At 31.3% G+C, this 20069-nt stretch carries 21 protein-coding genes; 19 read left to right on the plus strand and 2 right to left on the minus strand.

All coding sequences use genetic code 11. The features are described from left to right. Window position 1: 1 nt before the first annotated feature. From OTK55_RS04935 to OTK55_RS04980, 10 genes are all read left to right on the plus strand, one after another. Window positions 2-310: an energy-coupling factor ABC transporter substrate-binding protein gene (locus OTK55_RS04935; RefSeq protein ID WP_274870951.1), complete on the plus strand. Its 309-nt coding sequence runs from the start codon at window positions 2-4 to the stop codon at window positions 308-310. Between the two features lie 87 nt (window positions 311-397). Further along, window positions 398-1210: a cobalt ECF transporter T component CbiQ gene (gene cbiQ / locus OTK55_RS04940; RefSeq protein ID WP_274870952.1), complete on the plus strand. Its 813-nt coding sequence runs from the start codon at window positions 398-400 to the stop codon at window positions 1208-1210. A gap of 33 nt (window positions 1211-1243) precedes the next feature. Next, window positions 1244-2086 (plus strand): ATP-binding cassette domain-containing protein, encoded by an 843-nt coding sequence (locus tag OTK55_RS04945; protein ID WP_274870954.1) that lies wholly within the window; start codon window positions 1244-1246, stop codon window positions 2084-2086. Between the two features lie 317 nt (window positions 2087-2403). Further along, entirely contained in the window at window positions 2404-3780 is a 1377-nt protein-coding gene (locus OTK55_RS04950; protein WP_274870956.1) for a TldD/PmbA family protein, read from the plus strand. Further along, window positions 3781-4347, plus strand: coding sequence for a TIGR00296 family protein (locus OTK55_RS04955; protein ID WP_274870958.1), 567 nt, complete (start codon window positions 3781-3783; stop codon window positions 4345-4347). Between the two features lie 24 nt (window positions 4348-4371). Beyond that, window positions 4372-5412, plus strand: a complete 1041-nt coding sequence (locus OTK55_RS04960; RefSeq protein WP_274870959.1) for an NOG1 family protein — start codon at window positions 4372-4374, stop codon at window positions 5410-5412. A gap of 153 nt (window positions 5413-5565) precedes the next feature. Then, a complete protein-coding gene (locus OTK55_RS04965) occupies window positions 5566-6156 on the plus strand; it encodes an Hsp20/alpha crystallin family protein (RefSeq protein WP_274870960.1) in 591 nt (196 codons plus the stop codon). A gap of 196 nt (window positions 6157-6352) precedes the next feature. Further along, window positions 6353-7315 carry a 3H domain-containing protein gene (locus OTK55_RS04970; protein ID WP_274871773.1) on the plus strand — a complete coding sequence of 321 codons (963 nt, stop codon included), beginning with the start codon at window positions 6353-6355 and terminating at the stop codon, window positions 7313-7315. Between the two features lie 102 nt (window positions 7316-7417). Continuing rightward, window positions 7418-8017, plus strand: coding sequence for a ZPR1 zinc finger domain-containing protein (locus tag OTK55_RS04975; protein WP_274870961.1), 600 nt, complete (start codon window positions 7418-7420; stop codon window positions 8015-8017). Between the two features lie 17 nt (window positions 8018-8034). Then, the gene (locus OTK55_RS04980) at window positions 8035-8541 is read left to right on the plus strand and encodes a nitroreductase family protein (protein WP_274870962.1); all 507 of its coding nucleotides are present in this window, start codon (window positions 8035-8037) and stop codon (window positions 8539-8541) included. 143 nt (window positions 8542-8684) lie between these two features. Here the strand turns inward: OTK55_RS04980 and OTK55_RS04985 are convergent, their stop codons facing one another. Both OTK55_RS04985 and nadC read right to left on the minus strand, forming a co-directional pair. Further along, on the minus strand, window positions 8685-9146 hold the full coding sequence (locus OTK55_RS04985; protein ID WP_274870963.1) for a hypothetical protein: 462 nt from the start codon (window positions 9144-9146) through the stop codon (window positions 8685-8687). A 262-nt stretch (window positions 9147-9408) separates the two neighbouring features. After that, window positions 9409-10251: a carboxylating nicotinate-nucleotide diphosphorylase gene (gene nadC / locus OTK55_RS04990; protein ID WP_274870964.1), complete on the minus strand. Its 843-nt coding sequence runs from the start codon at window positions 10249-10251 to the stop codon at window positions 9409-9411. Window positions 10252-10439: 188 nt separating this feature from the next. On the opposite strand from nadC, the gene rnz reads away from it, so the two are divergent. From rnz to OTK55_RS05035, 9 genes are all read left to right on the plus strand, one after another. Beyond that, complete coding sequence (gene rnz / locus OTK55_RS04995; RefSeq protein WP_274871774.1) at window positions 10440-11366, plus strand: ribonuclease Z; 927 nt, start codon at window positions 10440-10442, stop codon at window positions 11364-11366. Window positions 11367-11469: 103 nt separating this feature from the next. Then, window positions 11470-12165, plus strand: a complete 696-nt coding sequence (locus tag OTK55_RS05000; protein ID WP_274870965.1) for an SHOCT domain-containing protein — start codon at window positions 11470-11472, stop codon at window positions 12163-12165. 351 nt (window positions 12166-12516) lie between these two features. Further along, a complete protein-coding gene (locus OTK55_RS05005) occupies window positions 12517-13482 on the plus strand; it encodes a replication factor C small subunit (protein ID WP_274870967.1) in 966 nt (321 codons plus the stop codon). Between the two features lie 2 nt (window positions 13483-13484). Beyond that, on the plus strand, window positions 13485-15071 hold the full coding sequence (locus OTK55_RS05010; RefSeq protein WP_274870969.1) for a replication factor C large subunit: 1587 nt from the start codon (window positions 13485-13487) through the stop codon (window positions 15069-15071). A gap of 108 nt (window positions 15072-15179) precedes the next feature. Continuing rightward, on the plus strand, window positions 15180-16067 hold the full coding sequence (gene speB / locus OTK55_RS05015) for an agmatinase (RefSeq protein ID WP_274870970.1): 888 nt from the start codon (window positions 15180-15182) through the stop codon (window positions 16065-16067). 85 nt (window positions 16068-16152) lie between these two features. Continuing rightward, the gene (hemB, locus tag OTK55_RS05020; protein WP_274870971.1) at window positions 16153-17118 is read left to right on the plus strand and encodes a porphobilinogen synthase; all 966 of its coding nucleotides are present in this window, start codon (window positions 16153-16155) and stop codon (window positions 17116-17118) included. Between the two features lie 218 nt (window positions 17119-17336). After that, window positions 17337-18263 carry a triphosphoribosyl-dephospho-CoA synthase gene (locus OTK55_RS05025; RefSeq protein ID WP_274870972.1) on the plus strand — a complete coding sequence of 309 codons (927 nt, stop codon included), beginning with the start codon at window positions 17337-17339 and terminating at the stop codon, window positions 18261-18263. A gap of 25 nt (window positions 18264-18288) precedes the next feature. Then, window positions 18289-19845, plus strand: a complete 1557-nt coding sequence (gene pheS, locus OTK55_RS05030; RefSeq protein ID WP_274870973.1) for a phenylalanine--tRNA ligase subunit alpha — start codon at window positions 18289-18291, stop codon at window positions 19843-19845. A gap of 39 nt (window positions 19846-19884) precedes the next feature. Further along, entirely contained in the window at window positions 19885-20034 is a 150-nt protein-coding gene (locus OTK55_RS05035) for a hypothetical protein (RefSeq protein WP_274870975.1), read from the plus strand. Window positions 20035-20069 lie beyond the last annotated feature (35 nt).

Raw genomic sequence — 20069 nt, forward strand, 5'->3', positions numbered from 1 at the left:
AATGGTTGATTATAAAAACTTAGGCTTACTAGTCATAGTAGCTATATTAATTATAGCTCCTCTTGTAATGTTCAGTGGTCACGGTGAAGATGACGGTTACTTCGGTGGATCAGATGACGCTGGAGGAGAAGCTATAGAACAAAATAACCCAGGCTATCAAGTATGGGCACAACCTCTTTGGGAGCCACCTAGTGGGGAAATTGAAAGTTTAATCTTCTGTCTCCAAACCGCTATCGGTGCAATAATCGTTGGATATATCTTCGGTTACTGGCATGGTGGAAACAGAGCTAAACAAGGTAAATACGAATAAGTAAAATACTAAGTGGAAACAATTATCTTTGTTTTCACTTTTTTTTATAAAAAAATTTTTTATTTTTTATGAAGTGGTGGATTTATAATGTCAATATTTGAAGATACATTAGATCACTATGCATCAAATAACCATTTAACAGAAAACAACATATATTATAAAATATTATTTTCTGTAATTACATTAGTTATAACTTTGTTTGCTAATTCACCAATAATGCCATTCGTCATATTTTTAATATGTACTGTATTAATAATATGGAAGGCAGGAATACCAGCTAATTTTTATGTCACATTTATGTCTGTTCCAGCAGGTTTTGCATTTATAACAGTTATATTCATGGCATTTTTCTTCGGAATTGGCCCTCATATCTGGGATTTAGGGATCTTTGGATGGGGTATAACTGCCGATGGATTAAATAGAGGTATACTGATATTCTTCAAAGTAATGGGTGGTGTATCAGCATTAGCATTTTTAATACTTACAACACCTATGAATAGGGTATTTACAGTTTTCCAAGATATGAAATTACCACCTGAATTAACTGATTTAGCAATATTAATGTATAGATACATATTTTTATTCTTAGATGTAACTGCTACAATGTACAATTCACAGAAAACAAGATTAGGATATCATAGTTATACAAGTTGGATGCATTGTTTATCACAATTAGCAGGTATGGTATTTATAAGAACATGGGAACAAGGTGAAATAGCTTATAATGCTTTAGCTTCTAGAGGATATTCTGGACGTTTAAACATGCTTGGTAGTGAAGAGTCAATTCATGATATTACAGTTAAAGACTGGGCTGTATTAATAATATTTGAAGTAGCACTTGCTTACCTTATTTATATAACAGGTTCAATTAATGTAATACCATATTTAATACCAGTATAGATAAAATTAATATAGGATAAGTGGGATGAATTTATGACAATAATTTTAGAAACAAAAGATTTAACATTTAAATATCCGGATGGAACAGAAGCTCTTAAAGGAATTAATTTTAAGTTAGAAGAAGGAACAATGGTAGCTTTATTAGGTCATAATGGAGCTGGAAAAAGTACTTTTTTCTTACATTTTAATGGTATTAATGAAGCAACTAGTGGTTCTGTTGAAATTGAAGGAAAACCTTTAAAATACGATAAAAAAAGTTTATTAGAAGCTAGACAAAAAATTGGAATTGTATTCCAGAATCCTGATGACCAACTATTTGCTCCAACGGTACTCGAGGATGTAGCATTTGGTCCTATGAATATGGGATTACCTGAGGATGAAGTAAGACAAAGAGCATTAGATGCTCTTGAAAAAGTAGGAATGAGTCATGTAGCAAATAAAGCACCTCACCATCTTAGTGGAGGTCAGAAAAAACGTGTAGCAATTGCAGGTATTTTAGCAATGAAGCCTAAAGTAATGGTTCTTGATGAACCTACCAGCGGATTGGATCCAAATGGTGCTTCCAGTATCATGCAATTATTATATGATTTAAATGCTGAGGGAATGACTATAATGATTTCAACTCACGATGTAGATTTAGTACCTCTCTACTCTGATAATCTTCACGTAATTGTTGGTGGACAAATTATTAAATCTGGAACATGTAAGGATATCTTCGGTGACCCTGAAGTAATGGAAGAAGCAGATTTAAGATTACCATGGATTGGCCAATTATTTGAAAAATTTGATAAAGAAGATGGCATAGTTTTCGAAGAAGGTTATCCATTAACAGTAGGTGATGCACATGATGCATTACTTAAAAGAATTACGAAATAATATTTAGATTATTTTGTAATTTCACTATTTTTTTTTAATTAAGTAAAATATTATTAATTAATATTTTATGATTTCACCATCACTTCTTTTAATACTATATAAAATAAAAGTATTACAAATATGCTGTTTTTAGATTAAAAAGTAATACAATTAAAATAAGTAAAAATCTTATTAATCACATAAAACATAAATAAACTTAATGAATAAAGACCAAAAATATTAATGAATAATAATAAACTATTTTTTATTTAAAAAAAGAATAAAATCATACTAACCAATTTAACAAAACACTAAAATAACAAAATAGGAGGATAAACATGGCTAATGAAATAGATGTAGATTATTTCCAAAAGATTATCAATAAATTAGACTCAAAGGTAGACTATGCAGATATAAGAGTAGGCGATTCAACAAGTAACACTATTACAATGAAAGATAGTAAAATAGACAATGTTGATACAGGAATACGATTCGCTGTTGGTATAAGAGTACTTAAAAATGGAGCATGGGGCTCAGCATACACTACAGATATAAAAAAAGTAGAAGAAGTAGCTGAAAAAGCAACTACACTAGCAGGAAGATTAAACAGTGATGTAGAACTAACCGAAGCAAATCCTCATGAAGACGTAGTAGAATCAAAGGCAAAGCTAAAAATCAATGATATACCATTTGAAGAAAAAATAGAAGCAATGAAAGAAGCAGACAGTGCAGCACAACTAGAAAATATTCAAAGTGTAAATGTAACATACTCCGAAGCAGAATCAAAACAATTATTATTAAGTACAGAGGGCACTAACATACTTTCAAATAATAACAGAACAATTTTTGCAATGAATTCAGTAGCATCAAATGGAGAAGTAATGCAAATAGGACATAAAAGTCTAGGTGGAGTACAGGGCTTTGAATTAGTAAAAAATGCTGATTTAGAATCATTTGCAAGAGGAATTTCTGAAAAAGCAATCAGTCTATTAGATGCAAAAACACCACCATCTGGTGATTTCCCAGTAATTCTTGATCCAGAGTTAGCAGGAGTATTTATACATGAAGCATTAGGTCATGCATCTGAAGCAGACATCATACTTCAAAATGATTCAATACTAAAAGGAAAAATGGGTGAGAAAATTGGTTCTGATTTAATCACAGTAGTTGATGATGCAAGTATGGAGTCAGGCTTTGGTTATTATCCATATGATGTAGAAGGAACTAAAACAGCTAAAAATGTACTGGTAGAGAATGGAGTATTAAAATCCATTTTAAGTTCACGTGAAACAGCTAAAAAATTAGGACGAGAATCAAGTGGTAATGCTAGGTCAATCATTAAGGACCAACCGATTGTACGTATGAGTAACACATACATCCAACCAGGAGACTCATCATTTGATGAATTAATAGGTGATATGTCCACAGGAATATATCTTAAAGGATCACGTGGAGGACAAGTAGACACTGGTAGAGGAGTATTCCAATTTAATGCTGTAGAAGCATACACTATAGAACATGGTGGAATAGGTGACCACTTACGTGACGTATCACTATCCGGAAGTACATTAGATATCCTAAACAATGTAACAGGAGTAGGCTCTGATCTTAGCTTTGGAGTAGGATTCTGTGGTAAAGACGGACAAACAGCACCAGTAGGTGATGGTGGACCACACATACGTGTAAGTAAAGCAACAGTAGGTGGAGTACAATAAATGAATAGTAAATTATCAGATGAGGAAGGACAATTACTCATAAAAATAGCAAGAGATAACATCGAAAGCCATTTAAAAAACGAGGAATATATTCCACCATCTGACTTACCTGATATATTTTATGAAAAATTAGGCGTATTTGTTACACTAAATCTACATCAGAATCTAAGAGGATGCATAGGATACCCTGAACCATACAAACCACTAATTGATGCAGTGCTAGATGTATCACTGTCAGCAGCATTTGAAGACCCACGATTTTATCCATTAACACTACAGGAATTTAATGATATTGAAATAGAAGTAAGTGTACTAACAAAGCCTAAAGAAGTAAAAGTAGTTAACTACAAGGACTACCTAGTAAAATTAGAAGTAGGAGTGGATGGACTAATTATAGAAAACAACTATAATAGAGGACTACTACTTCCACAAGTACCAGTAGAACAAAACTGGAATATAAGAGAATTTCTTGAAAACTTATGTTATAAAGCAGGTTTACCTAGCAATGCATGGAAGAATGAAAAAACAAAAATATATAATTTCCAAGCACAAATCTTTCAAGAATAATGTTGAATAAAGGAGACAATTAATATGAAATTGCCACAAGCACCAACACCTGATGAAATTATTGATAAAGCATTTAACCGTGCAAGTAAAGCAGCTTCAAAAGTAAGAAGTTCAAAGTTACACCCACGTGTTAAAGGAAGAAGAATAGAAGAAGTAAGAGTACAGACAGCCTGTGAAACAATAAACAGCACATTCAATGGAATTATCACAGGAACACCAATAATAGAAGAATTACCAGAATTCTATCAAGATTATATAGATATAGTAGTAGGTGTTGACCCATACAAACATGCACTAGGAGCAGTATTCTGGGCATTAGGTGTAATAAAACAAATAGAAGCACAATACACTTCCAGAATCAGAAAAACAGATTCATTAAGTGCAATACCAATACGTAAAGAGGCATATGGTAGAATAGTATCCGTTGTAAAAAGAATAGGTGATGAACTAGACTTCCTAGACTTTGCAAAACGTGAATTAAAAAACATGCCAAACATAAACTTCAACGCAGTAAGAGTTGTAATAGCAGGTTTTCCAAATGTAGGAAAATCAACACTATTAAACAATATAACAGATGCAAGCCCAAAAGTTGCAAATTATCCATTTACAACTCAGGGATTACAGATTGGAAATTATGAATTAAATTACACTAAATATCAAATAATTGATACACCAGGATTACTAGACCGATCAATTAATGATATGAATGAAATTGAATTAAATGCTATAGCAGCATTAGAACATTTGGGAAATATTATCATATACATATTTGATCCATCTGAAACATCAGGATTTATAATGGAAAACCAATATTTATTATATGATGAGATTAAAAAAGTATTTGAAACACCAATGATAGTATTATTCAATAAAACTGATTTATTAGAGGATAGAAAAGTTATTGAAGAATATTCTGAAAAAATAGATGACCCAATATTTGAAACAAGTATCAATGATTTAACTAAAATTAATGATATAAAGAAACTGATAGCAGATATGGGTGGTAGTAAGAGTTTAGATGATGAATACAATCAAAAATATGCTCTTAGACATCCTAGAAAATAACCTCACTCTACTTCACCATAATCTTCTTTTTTATATTTTATATATTAAATATAAAATAATTTTTTTTTAGAAATATTTAAATAACTTTAGGTTAAAGATTTAAATAGATAATTAGTATAATTAATTATTGAAAACTCTCGAGGATTGATATTAATGGATACTATAAATATAGATTCAAAAGATGAAGAAGAAAAAAAAGTAGATGAAGAAGAAACAACAGAAGCAACCGAAGAAACAACAACTGAAACAGAAGAAGAAACTACTACCGAATCTGAAGAAGAAGAAAAAAGAAATTACAAAGTATACGGAAAAGAAACAGCAGAAGAAGCAAGAAACATGGCAGAAAAAATGTTCAATGACGTATACTCTACATTAAAATCTAAACAAGAGGATTGGAATAAAACTATTGATGATTACAGAGCAAACAAACCTCCTGTTGACTTATTTGAATATGATGATACATTAGTAATTAAAGCAGATTTACCAAGAGTTACTAAAGATGACATATCAGTAAAAATATCTGTAGAATCAGTGGAAATAGAAGTTGAATTCCCTGATGATATAGAAGATGAAGAAAATGTAAAGATTCTTAGAAAAGAAAGATGCATTGGTAAAACTAAAAACATTATACCTCTCCCAGTTGAAGTTAATATTGACGAAACTAAAGCAAGTTTCATTGATAACGAGTTAACAATTACACTTCCTAAAGTAAGAGGAAGAAAAGTAGACGTAGAAATAGTATAATTCTATTTTCTACAACATTTATTTTTTTTTTATTATTATTCTAATTCTTGTTTTATGATTATTTTTTTATAAAATTCATGTTATCTGCTTTGATAAATACACATCTTAGGCTATTTAAATCTCATTTTCACAATAAACTTTATACTAATAACATTCAGACTATTATATATTAATAAGAAAAGATTTATTGGTGAAGATTATGAAACCTTATGTTATTTTAATAGGTTCTGCTTCTGGTGTAGGTAAGTCAACTATAGCAGCAGAAATATCAAAGAAATTAAACATCAAATACTTGATTGAAACAGATTTTATACGTGAAATAGTTAGAGGAGTAATAGGGTCAGATTATGCACCAGCACTACATAAATCATCCTATGATGCATATACAACACTTAGAGATACTTTTAATTTTGAATCAGAAACTAAGTTAATAGAAGCAGGATTTGAGGAACATGCATCATTTGTAATTCCAGCAATAGAAAAAGTAATATCACGCTCTGTAAAAGACAAGGATTCCATAGTGATAGAGGGAGTACATCTAATACCGGGATTAATAAACACTAAACAATTCGAAGACCTTGCAAACATATACTTTTTCATACTAACAGCTGACGAACAACAACACAAGGAAAGATTCATACAAAGAGCAATGGCAATTAAACGAGGAGGAGCACAATTAGATTACTTCAAAGAAAATCGTATAATAAATGATGACTTAATACAAAAAGCTAACCTATTATCTATTCCAGTAATAAATAACAACAACAAAGATGACACTATAAAGAAAATGTTACAATACATAAATGAAGTATCACAACTAGTATACCTAAAACATTCAATTGATGATATAGACAAAGAACGAGAAATAATAACAAAGTATGGTGGAAGAATAACAGATATTTCCTATTATATACCAAACTTTAAGGAACCATTAACAAGAATTGTTACAAACTATGATGATAATGAAAATGCAGATAATTTTATAGATACAATAGAACATGAATCTCAGCAAAAAGAATCCTTGGAAACACTATACAAATTATCAAATAATATACATAGCCATCATATATATGCACCAGATAAAAATAGTTTAGATAATATAATAAGGGAATTAAAAGAACAAGGACTACTATATGATAAGAAAAATATAAAAAATTAAATATATATAATAAGATAATTATTAAAGAAAGATAACAATAGAAAAAATAAAAATAAAATAAAAAGAAATTTAAATGAATATAAAAATAGTAGGACAGTAGATATGATGAATGAAGAAAACAATATGAAAGAAGAAATAATGAAATCTGATTGTCCAGTATGTGGCGGAAAAAACACATTAGAAGTAAGAAACAAGACCGATAATATTCCATACTTTGGAGATATACTAGAAACATCAGTAGTCTGTTCCAAGTGCGGATATCAATCATCAGACAACATATCATTACAACAAAATGACCCTTCAAGATATACTCTATTAATAAATGACACAAAACTAAACACAAGAGTAGCAAAATCACAGACAGCAACAATAACAATCCCAGAATTAGGATTAAAAGTAGAACCCGGACCAAAATCACAGGGCTACGTATCCAATGTAGAAGGTATTCTCACAAGATTTGAAGAAGCTGTAATACGTGCATTAACACTTGAAGGAGAAGAACTATCCAAGGAAGTAGAGGATAATGCTATGAGAATACTTCAATTAATAACAAACATTAAAATCGGAGAACTAACAACAGAATTAATCCTAGAAGATCCATTTGGAAACAGTGTAATCGATGATGATGACGCAAATAAAGAATTATTATCACAGGAAGAAGCAGATAAACTAGAAACAGGATTTACAACAATAGACCAATAAATGGAGGAAAATGTGAAATGTCAGTATTTGAAACTATAAAAAATAGATACAGTGTAAGAAAATACAAAGACCAGCCAGTTGAAGATGAAAAATTAGAAAAAATACTAGAAGCAGCACGTTTAGCACCAACAGGAACAAACAGTCAAGCTTTTAAAGTGTACGTTATTGATGTTAAAAAACACATTGATAAAATAAAAGAAGTTTATACTAAAGATTGGATATTAGATGCTCCCTACATTTTAGCAGTTGTAAGTAAAGCTAATGATGCATGGATTAGACAATGGGATGCTAAGAATATTAATGAAATCGATGCTACTATTGTAATGGATCATATGATATTAACAGCTACCGAACTAGGATTAGGTACATGTTATATTGCAGCTTTCCATGAAAGAGCATTAATTGATTTACTAGATTTATCAGAGGAGTATCATCCTGTTCTTATCACACCACTAGGATATGCTGATTCTGAACCTGTGAAAAATAGTCGTAAGGATTTAAAAGACTTAGTTGAATATGTATAGAGATTAGTTTTTCTAATCTTTTCTATTCTTTTATAATTAGAATTATCTTTTTTGATATAAATCTTATTTTTTGAAAAATAGTTTTTTTTTCTTTTTTTGGGAGTTGAGTTTTTTATCATTTAAAAAAATAATTAAGAGAGAATTTAGAATAAATCGTCTTCGTCTTCCTCTTCATCAGCTTTATCATTAATTTTTAATGTTGCTTTAACATCCATACTCAATGCGTCACAATCTGCTTTTATTGCATCTAAGTGTTTTAATATTCTAATTTTTTCCTCGTTGATTCTTTCAATGTTTCTGTATGGGTATGTTGATTCTTTTAGCATTTCATATTCTACTGTTGAGTATGGGTAATCATTTAGTTGTTTACATACATTTACTAGTACGTCACCTAGGAATTTGTTCATCTCTACTTTTACTTGTTCTCTTATCATTTTGTCACTGTCTAAATGTTGTTTCATGAGACGTACTACTTCTGCTTTAGCAAATGGTAATTTTTCATCTTCTTCTAAGGTTTCCTCTGTTTCAACATCAGTTTCTTCTATTTCTGAATTTTCAACATCGGTTTCTTCTATTGTTTGGTTCTCTTCATCAAAATCTGCCATCATATTACCTCTTGAATCATGAGTTACATGTATGATAATTTCATGTTTTTACATATAACTTTTCAATATGATATATGTCCTTTTTAATTAATAAATATACTGATATTTTTTAAGATATCTTTAAGATATTTGATAGAAGTACTTATTCTATTAAAAATTATTAACGTATATATCGAGTAAATTAATAGTAATAATAATTGTATTCTGATTTAATACTATTAAATGAAAGGAAAAAAGTAGTAAACAGGGGAGGATAAATTATCTATAATATGTCTAAACCCATATCTAATGACTTAGCACTATTAGTAATAAAACCGCTTGATATAACATCAACATCTAACCCTGCATAATCCATAATATTATCCGGATTAATACCACCACTAACCTCTATGATAACATTGTCACGTAACATACGTTTTTTTAATGTTTCAAGTACTTCGTTGATTTCCGTTGGATTCATGTTATCAAGCATGATAATATCTGCTCCAAACATACTGGCTTTCACAGCATCATCAAGATTTTCCACTTCAATCTCTATCTTTTTAGTGAAACTAACATTAGCCTTTGCTAATTCAATTGCTTCAATAACACTACCTACCACCTGTATATGATTATCTTTAATAAGAACACAATCATCTAACTTAAACCTGTGTGCATCACCACCACCTAACTCAACAGCTTTTTTCTCAAGTTTCTGTAGTCCCGGTGTTGTTTTACGTGTACATGCAACACGAACATCAGGGTTTACTTCATGTACTTTTTTACAGGTATCATGTACAAGGGTGGCAATACCACTTAGATGCATAAGATAATTAAGAATAGTACGTTCTGCCATTAAAATATCACGTGCTCTACCTTCAAATTCAAGTATAATGTCACCTTTATGAATTTCATCACCATCAAGATAACTGTTTGATATATTTAAGTTAAACTGGTCAATAATGTAATGAGCTACATCCATTCCTGCAAGTATTCCATCAGCCTTACATGTTATTTCTGCCTGAGCCCATTTATCCTCACTAACTAAACTGTTAGTTGTTATATCTTCAAAACCGATGTCATCATAAACATTTTCCATGATTCTATTATCACTAAAAATAGCCATTAATTTCACTTTCCCTCTTGTTAGATAGTTAATAACAATATATATTAATAATACTAAAAACAATTTACTAAGGATTTATTATAAATATTTCACTGTTTTCTTAAATTAAATATCATAGAAATAACATAATAATTATTAGATAATATATATTTATTTTTACAACTAACATAAGGGAGGTTATTTAAATTATAGAATTAACCTTTTTAGGAACAGCTTCAGCAATACCAACAAGAAAAAGGAATCATACAGCAATAATAGTAAAGATTTCTAATAGAACAATCCTACTAGATTGCGGAGAAGCAACACAAAAACAAATAATGAAAGCTGAAGTAAGTCCTATGAAGATAGATGATATATACATCACTCACTTACACGGTGATCATATACTAGGATTACCAGGTATTATACAATCACTAGCATTCCGTGGAAGAACAAGACCATTAAACATCTATGGACCAAAGGGTATAACAGAACTACTTGACCATATAAGACATCTAGGCTACTGTACAATAGGATATGAAATAATTGTACATGAAATAACAGATGATGATGTTGTAATCTATCAACAAAATGATTTTAAAGTAATGGCTAAAAAGATGAAGCATACAGTACCTGATTATGCATACAAAATCGAAGAAATCAGACAACCTAAATTCTTGAGAAATAAAGCAATAGAATTAGGAGTTCCACCAGGACCCTTATTTGGAAAACTACAGGCAGGAAAACCTGTCACTGTAGATGATAAAGTAATTAATCCAGAAGAAGTACTAGGACCACCAAGAAAAGGTGTTAAATTCGTTTTCAGTGGAGATACTATTCCACAGGAATCAATGATAGACTTTGCAAAAGATGCAGATTTACTTATTCATGAAGCAACATTCACAAAGGATATAAAAGAAAAATCATTAGAAAACGGACATACGGTAGCAGAAGATGCTGCAAAAATAGCAAAACAGGCAAATGTAGAAAAATTAATTATAACACACTTATCTAACAGATACACAGATTCAAAACCATTAGTTGACGAAGCACGAAACATATTCGAAAATACAACATACGCAGAGGATTTCATGACAGTAATAATAGAAAACAAAAAACCAATCACAATCAAATAATAAAAACAACACTAAAAAACAATTTAAAGAAAAACAACTGAAATTTTTAATTAACATAAAAAACAGAAATAAAAATAACTAATAATAAAACAACGTGGTAACAATGGCTTTATTTAATAATATAGAAATCGATAAAAAAATCATCCCATTTATTCAGAAAGGAGAAGGAGTAGGCATAGTAAAAATTGATGGCATGGGTAAATGCTCAGTAAGACTAGAATCAAACCAGATAATCATAGAACAATATGAATCAAGTCAAAGACCAACAGCAATACCATTACCAGACATCAACCTATTAAGCTATGACCAAGGAAATTTTATAAACGAACCAAAAATGCATGTAGGAGTATCAGGCAGACACTTCGTATTTGCAGGTGTAGACAATAATGACGATGAACTACAACGTTTCTACAACACAATCCTAAACCTTAAGGAAAGAGAACAACAAAGAAATCAACCAAACCAAAAACCACATCACAGTGGAATGCCAAGACCAAATCCAAACGTAACAAATCCAAACAAAAACCCAAACATCAACAGACCACCAGTAAATAATCTAGAACCAAACAACCAACCACCAAGAGCACCACAACAAAACACACCAGAACCAAACATGCCAGTAAATGAAAATCCTGATTTCCCAGTAGATCAGCCAGAAACAGAATACATAGAAGAACCAGTACAAACACAGAAAATAGACCCAGTTGAAGAAATAAGAAGATACTATGAACTAAAAGAAGATGGAATAATCACAGAAGAGGAATTCGACAAAAAGAAAAAACAATTACTCGGTATATAAAAACAATATACTCTTCATCACCATTCTTTCTTTAACCTTATTTTTTTCTAATAACTAATTTTTATAAAAGTGGAATCTATGAAACCAAGAAATATAGTAAACATGTTAATGGGCACAACAATACTATTATCAATCATAATAGTACTAACAGCACTATATCTACGATAATTCCTAAAAAACATATTTTCCATAAACAGATAATTCAATTAATCTGACAAAAAAAATAATAAGAAATCTTAGAAAAAATAATAAAAAAATAATAATAAATATAGTAACTAACGAGATTATAACAGAATAACTTAATATAATAAAATATAATTTTTTAATCATAAATTTAGGCGGATTAATATAATGAACACTCCATGGGTAGAAAAATACAGACCACGAACATTAGATGAAGTAATAGGACAAGAACACATAGTTGAACGATTAAAAAGATATGTAGATGAAAACTCCCTACCAAACATAATGTTTACAGGAACAGCAGGAGTAGGAAAAACAACCTGCGCACTAGCACTAGCAAAAACATTACTAGGAGACTACTGGCAACAAAACTTCCTAGAACTAAATGCATCAGATGCAAGAGGAATAGACACAGTAAGAAATGAAATAAAAAGCTTCTGTAAACTAAAAGCAGTAGGAGCACCATTCAGGATAATATTCCTAGATGAAGTAGACAACATGACAAAAGATGCTCAACAAGCACTAAGAAGAGAAATGGAAATGTACACAAAAACATCATCTTTCATACTATCATGTAACTACTCATCAAAAATTATAGACCCAATACAATCAAGATGTGCGATATTCAGATTCACACCAATCAAAGCAGCACAGATAATAAGAAGACTAAAATACATAGCAGAACAAGAAGGAATAGAAGCAGAACAATCAGCACTAGAAAACATAGTATACTTTACTCAGGGAGATATGAGACGCTCAATAAACATACTCCAAGCATCCACAACAACAGACAACAAAGTAACAGAAGAAGCAGTATACGATGTAATAAGCAGAGCAAAACCAAAAGATGTACGAAAAATCATAAACAAAGCATTAGACAAAGACTTCATGGGAGCAAGAGACCTGTTAAGAGATGTAATGATAATGGAAGGAGTAAGTGGAGATGACCTCATCACACAATTCTACCAAGAAGTAACACAGATGACATACGAAGGAATTATACCAGAAGAAAGCTTTGTAAAAATAATGGAATACATGAGTGAATGTGACTACAGAATAAGAGAAGGATCTAATCCAAGATTACAATTAGAAGCTTTATTAAGTAAATTTTTAATAGTTAAACAGGATGCATAAAATTGAAATGGGTAGAAAAATATGCACCTAAAACATTAGGTGACGTACTTGGAAATGCCAAAGCAAAGGCAGAAATAGAAGTATGGGCTAATAAATGGCTACACGGCAATCCTCAGAAACCATTATTATTAATGGGTCCACCAGGAATCGGAAAAACCACAATAGCACATTTAATTGGAGAAGAATATTTTTCTGAAACAATAGAGGTAAACGCTAGTGACAAAAGATCCTATGACATACTTAAACGTTCAATAGGAGAAGCATCAAAAACAAGAAGTTTATTCCAGTCAGGATATAAACTACTGATTATGGATGAGGTTGATGGTATAAGCGGACGTGACGACTCCGGAGGAGTACGTGCAATTAATGATACAATAAAAAACACAAAACAGCCAATCATAATGATGGCAAATGACCCCTACAGTAAACGATTATCATCAATAAAAAGTAAATGTCAGGCAATCAAATTTACAAAAATTCATACAAACTCAATAAATGCACGACTCAAAAAGATATGTGCACATGAAGACATAACATATGACCCTGAAGCATTAAAAGAACTAAGTAAACAGAGCAGTGGGGACCTACGTTCAGCAATAACTAGCCTAGAAGCAGTAGTGGACAGTAATAGAAATATTACTAAAGAGAGCGTTGCTGTAATATCAGAGAAAGATGGAGAACAAAATATCTTCGACACAGTAAGAACAGTGCTTAAAAGTAAAAACCCTGACCATATCCGTGATGCAATGCGTGTAGATGCACAGCCACAATTTCTCATAGAATTACTAGCAGAAAATATTCCACGGGAATATGAAAGAGTTGATGAAATTGCAAAGGCATATGACATGATTTCACTAGCTGATGTAAATCTTGGAAGAGCATTCAGAACACAGAATTATACATACTGGAAATATGCTTTCCTATTTATGGGTAGAGGAGTAGCAGCTGCTAAAGAAAAGACCTATAAGAAATTCACCAGATATTCTAATTCAACAGTCTATAAGAAACTATCAAAGAGTCGAAAGAATAAAAATCTTAAAGAAGCAGTAACTCATAAGATGAGTGAAAAGCTACACACATCACCAAAAGAATTAGAGAAACAATTACCATTCTATGAAGAACTCTTTAAAGATAATGAAATAGCATATGATCTTAAAGAATACTTCCAACTTGAGGATGATGAAGTAAAATTATTCCGTTCAAGAAAGATACCTGCTTCAGTAGAGAAGAAAAGAATCAAGGAGCTACGAAAACAGCAAGAACTAGAAGAAAAAGAAATCCAGAAACAGAAGAAAGAACAGGCAAAAATGGACAAAACAAAACAGGAAACAAAGAAATCAGCCACTACTAAGAAACAAGAAACAAAAACAACTGATAAGACAACTAAAAAGGATACAGATAAAACAAGTAATAATGATACAAAGAAAAAACAAGTAAAGAAAACAACAAAGACAAGTAAGAAACCTGAAAAATCACAGAAAACCAGAGAAGATAAGAATACGGAAGAAAAACCACAGAAAAAATCTTTAAATAAGGATAAGAAAAAGAATAAGAAGAAATCCAAACAGACTACATTGTTTGATTTCTAATAATAATCTCCTATTCTTTTTTATAAGAGTCTAGAAATTAAACAATCTTTTTTTTAGTATAAAATTTTAATAATTTAATTATTTTACTTTAGAGGGAAGTGAGTAATAATGTTTTTTTATGCAGATAATATGATGAGATTTGCTTTTTCAGAACAATTAGATGATAATGATTATGAGCCGGGATATGCATTGATGGGAATTCCATTTGACAGTACCACTAGTTATAGGGCAGGCTCCCGTTATGGTCCTAAAGCAATAAGAGAAGCATCATATAATTTTGAGGCATATAATTTAAGATATGATACATCATTATCATGTTATAATTATGATATTGGTGATGTACAGGTTAATTATGGTAATTATGAGGAAACAGATTATATGATAAAGGATACAGTTTTATCTCTTATTGATATGGGTCTTTCTCCTATAGCAATGGGTGGAGAGCATACTATAACTGCTGGCGTACTTGGCGCTATTCATGATTATGATGAGGAATACTTTAATGATTTAACTGTTATTCATTTTGATGCTCATTTTGATATGAGAGATACTTATCTTGGTGAAATATATTCACATGCATCTGTACTTAGAAGAGTGCATGAGATGAATCCTAAGGAAATTATACAGTTAGGTATCAGATCTGCAGAGTATGATGAATACCAGTATGTGAAAAGTCAGGATAATATATCATATTATACTAGTCAGGATATTCAGGATGATAAAGAATCTGTACTAGGAGTGTTAGAGAAGGTTAAGGGTCCCGTATATCTCACAGTTGATATTGACGTGTTAGATCCTGCTTATGCTCCATCAGTAGGTACACCTGCTCCATGTGGTTTAACTCCACGTGACATGGAGGATTTTATTGAGGTGTTAGCTCCTAAGGAAACTATTGGTATGGATTTAGTTGAGGTATCATCTGATACTATTGGTGATTCTACTAGTGTGAATGCTGCTAAGATTATCTATGACTTCTTATGTCTCCAGGAATTTTAGTGCTTGGTTAATTGTTTAAAAGGTAATATAAAATAAACTATATATTATTTAATAAGAAATTGAAATTTATAAGAGGGATTTATTAATGTTTCCAGTAACAAGAATGAGACGTATGAGGACAGATGAAAGAATTAGAAGCATGTTTCGTGAAACAAGTGTAGATATTAGTGATTTTATCTATCCATTATACATTAAAGAATCAGCAGAAGACGGAAAACCAGAAGAAATAAGTACAATGCCAGGACAATACAGGTACTCAGTAGATGATGCTATAGACTTTGCAGGACTACTAGAAGATAGTGGACTAACCTCAGTAATTCTCTTCGGAATACCAGACCATAAAGATGAATATGGTTCAAGTGCATATGACCCTGACGGAATCATACAACAAACAATCAAAGGACTAAAAGAACAAACAGACCTAGTTGTACTAGGAGATGTTTGCATGTGTGAATACACCGACCACGGTCACTGCGGAATAATAAAAGACCAATATGTCCAAAATGATGAAACACTAAAATACCTATCCAAAATAGCAGTAAGCTATGCGGAAGCAGGTGTAGATGTAGTTGCACCAAGTGACATGATGGATGGAAGAGTACTAGCAATACGTGAAGGATTAGATAATAATGACTTCATAAATGTACCAATATTCTCCTACGCAGCAAAATACGCATCCAGTTATTATGCACCATTCAGAGATGCAGCTGATTCAACTCCAAGCTTTGGAGATCGTAAATCATATCAGATGGATCCAGCTAACTTTAATGAAGCTATAAGAGAAGTAGAACTTGACGTACAAGAAGGAACAGATGCAATCATAGTTAAACCAGCACTTCCATACTTAGATGTATTAAGAGAAGTTAAACAAACATTTAAAATGCCAACAATAGCATACCAGGTAAGTGGAGAATACTCCATGATAACAGCAGGTATTGAAAAAGGATACATTACAACTGATTTATTATATGAATCATTACTATCAATTAAACGTGCAGGCGCAGATATGATAATCAGTTACTTTGTACCACAATTATTAGACATAGAATAGTCTAATTCACTAACCTCACCTTCCTTATTTTATTATTTTATTATTAAATTTAACAGAAGTTTAATTATTAAGTTTCAACATAAATTAAAACTATAATAAAACTTATAATATTATATTTTAATAACTTATCCTTTTTAAATGATAAACATCTACCAAGGATAATTAATAAATTATTTTTCATTTAATCATATGATTATATAGGAGACACAATACCTATGATGTTAACTAGTCAAGATATAGCTAAACTAGGAGAAATAGCTACACTACTTGAAGTTAGTGCATATCCCAAGCCAGGTAATGTTCATAGAACACAGGACTTTGAAGATATGACCTATGAAGATTTCTTAATAAGTAGTGCATCCATACGTGAAAACTTGTATATAGCAGCATATAATGGATCAAAATACTATCCTAACATGCTAAATGCAATAAATATAGGTGAATGCATACTTGGCTGTATAAAAGAAACTAATAACCTAGTAAAAACCAACACTAATCTTGGAATAAGCATGTTATTAGTACCAATAGCAGCTACTTTTGGAGCATTATCAGAGGAAGATTCAATAAAAAATCTACCAAAAGCTATAGATACTATTCTAAAAAACACAGAATCTGATGATGCAATAGCATTAGTTAAGGCAATTGTATTAGCAAATGCAGGTGGAATGGACAATAAAACATCAGAATATGATGTAAATAATAAGAACACACTGGATGATATAAGAAAAAATCATATTAACATGCATAAACTACTAGAAATGTCTTCAAAATATGATAAAATATCCTATGAACTAATAAACGGACTACCAGTAATTCTAAGTCAAGGATATCCAGTATTTAAGAAGTATGATGAAAAGTACTCACGTAATGATGTGACACTGGAAATATACTTAACAATATTAGCTAACACTCCAGACACCTTAATAAATAGAAAATATGGTGAGAAAGTAGCAGAAGATGTATCCAAAAGAGCTAATATAATACTAAATGAAACAGAAATAGGTACAAAGGAACGATTATCAGAACTAAAAAGTTTCGACATATTTCTAAGAAATAATAAATACAATCCTGGAACAACCGCTGATTTCACGGCAGCATCACTCTTTGTAGGATTAGTAGATAAATACCTAGAAACAGGCATATAAAATAATGAATTGGGAGGAAAAATACTTGAAAATAGATAAAATAATAAATGAACTACACGAATATGAAAAGAAATTCCTAGATGGACTATCAAAGGATTCAGACATATCACCAGAGGATATGGCAGAACTCGAAGAAATGCCAATAAAAGCAGTAACTAGTGCAGCAGGAATGCTTGAAGCAAAAGACATAATCACAGTTCATAAAAAGATAAATGAGTATATAAGCCTATCTGATGAAGGAAAAGACTACGCACTTAATGGATTACCAGAACATAAAATACTCAAGGCATTACAGGAATTCTCAGAAGAAGGAATAGAGGAAGTACCACTAGCTGATGTCATAGAAAAAGCAGGTGTAACAAAACAACAAATGAACTTCTCAATAGGAACACTCATGCGCCATAACTGGGCAAGAATGAACAAAGGAAAACTCACAATAACAGAAGAAGGAAAAGAAGCAAATATAAAAGAATTACCACAAGTAAAATTCCTCAACTATCTAGCAAAAAACAGACAAGTAGCAGAAGAAAACTTACCAGATGAATTCAAGGATTTACGTAAAGAATTCCAGAAACGTAGAGAACTCTTTGACATAAAAACCACACAGGACTTCCAATTCGACCTAAATGAACTAGGAAAAGAAATACTAGATGAAGGATTCACAATACAAAACGAGGCAACACAACTAACACATGAACAACTAAAAAATGGAACATGGAAAGACCTACACTACAGAGGATATGATATAACAGCATCTGCACCAAAGAACTATCCTGGAAAAATACATCCACTACAACAAACAATCGAGGAAATACGAAGCATATTCATAGACATGGGATTTGACGAGGCAAAAGGAACAATACTCGAATCAGCATTCTGGAACTTCGACATGTTATTCCAGCCACAGGACCATGCAGCAAGAGAAATGCAGGACACATTCTATGTAAGTAATCCCCCAACAGCAAAACTACCAAGCAGAGAATTAGTAGAAAAAACAAGAGCAGAACATGAACACGGTGGAAACACTGGCTCAGAAGGATGGAACTATAAATGGAATGAAGATGTTGCAAAACAAATGGTTCTAAGAACACATACAACTGGATTATCAGTAAGATACCTATCAGAACATCAACCACCACTAAAAATGTTCTCAGTAGGAAGAGTATTCAGACGAGAAACAATCAACTACAAACACCTACCAGAATTCCATCAAGTAGAAGGAATAGTAGCTGGAGATGACATGAGCTTTAAAAACTTACTAGGAATCCTAAAAGAATTCTACAGAAAACTAGGATTTAAGGTAAGATTCAGACCAGCATACTTCCCATACACATACCTCTCAATAGAATCAGAGATTTATGTACCAGAAAAGAAGAGTTGGATGGAACTAGGCGGATCTGGAATGTTCAGACCAGAAGTACTAGAACCACTAGGTATAAAAACACAGGTAGCAGCATTTGGTCTAGGAATAGAAAGACTAGCAATGATGAGATATGGAATAGAAGATATCAGAATGCTATACCAGAGTGATATAGGCTGGCTAAGAAAATTACCTGTAACAAGAAACATTAAAGATTACTAATAATTATCATACAAAATAAACTTAAAGGTTAGATTAAAAATGGTATATAATTCATTAGAATTAACATTAGAAGCTATAACTAATACAATCACAATGTTAGAAAAAGAAAATAAGGCTGAAAATGAAGAAAAAATAGAAGAACTAAAAAAAGAGAGAAAAAAAATACTAGAAGAATTAAAAGTATTCTAGATTAATCTCTTTTTTTTAGTATACAATCAATATGG

Source organism: Candidatus Methanosphaera massiliense (assembly GCF_028890305.1).
In the GTDB taxonomy this organism is placed as follows: Archaea; Methanobacteriota; Methanobacteria; order Methanobacteriales; family Methanobacteriaceae; genus Methanosphaera; species Methanosphaera massiliense.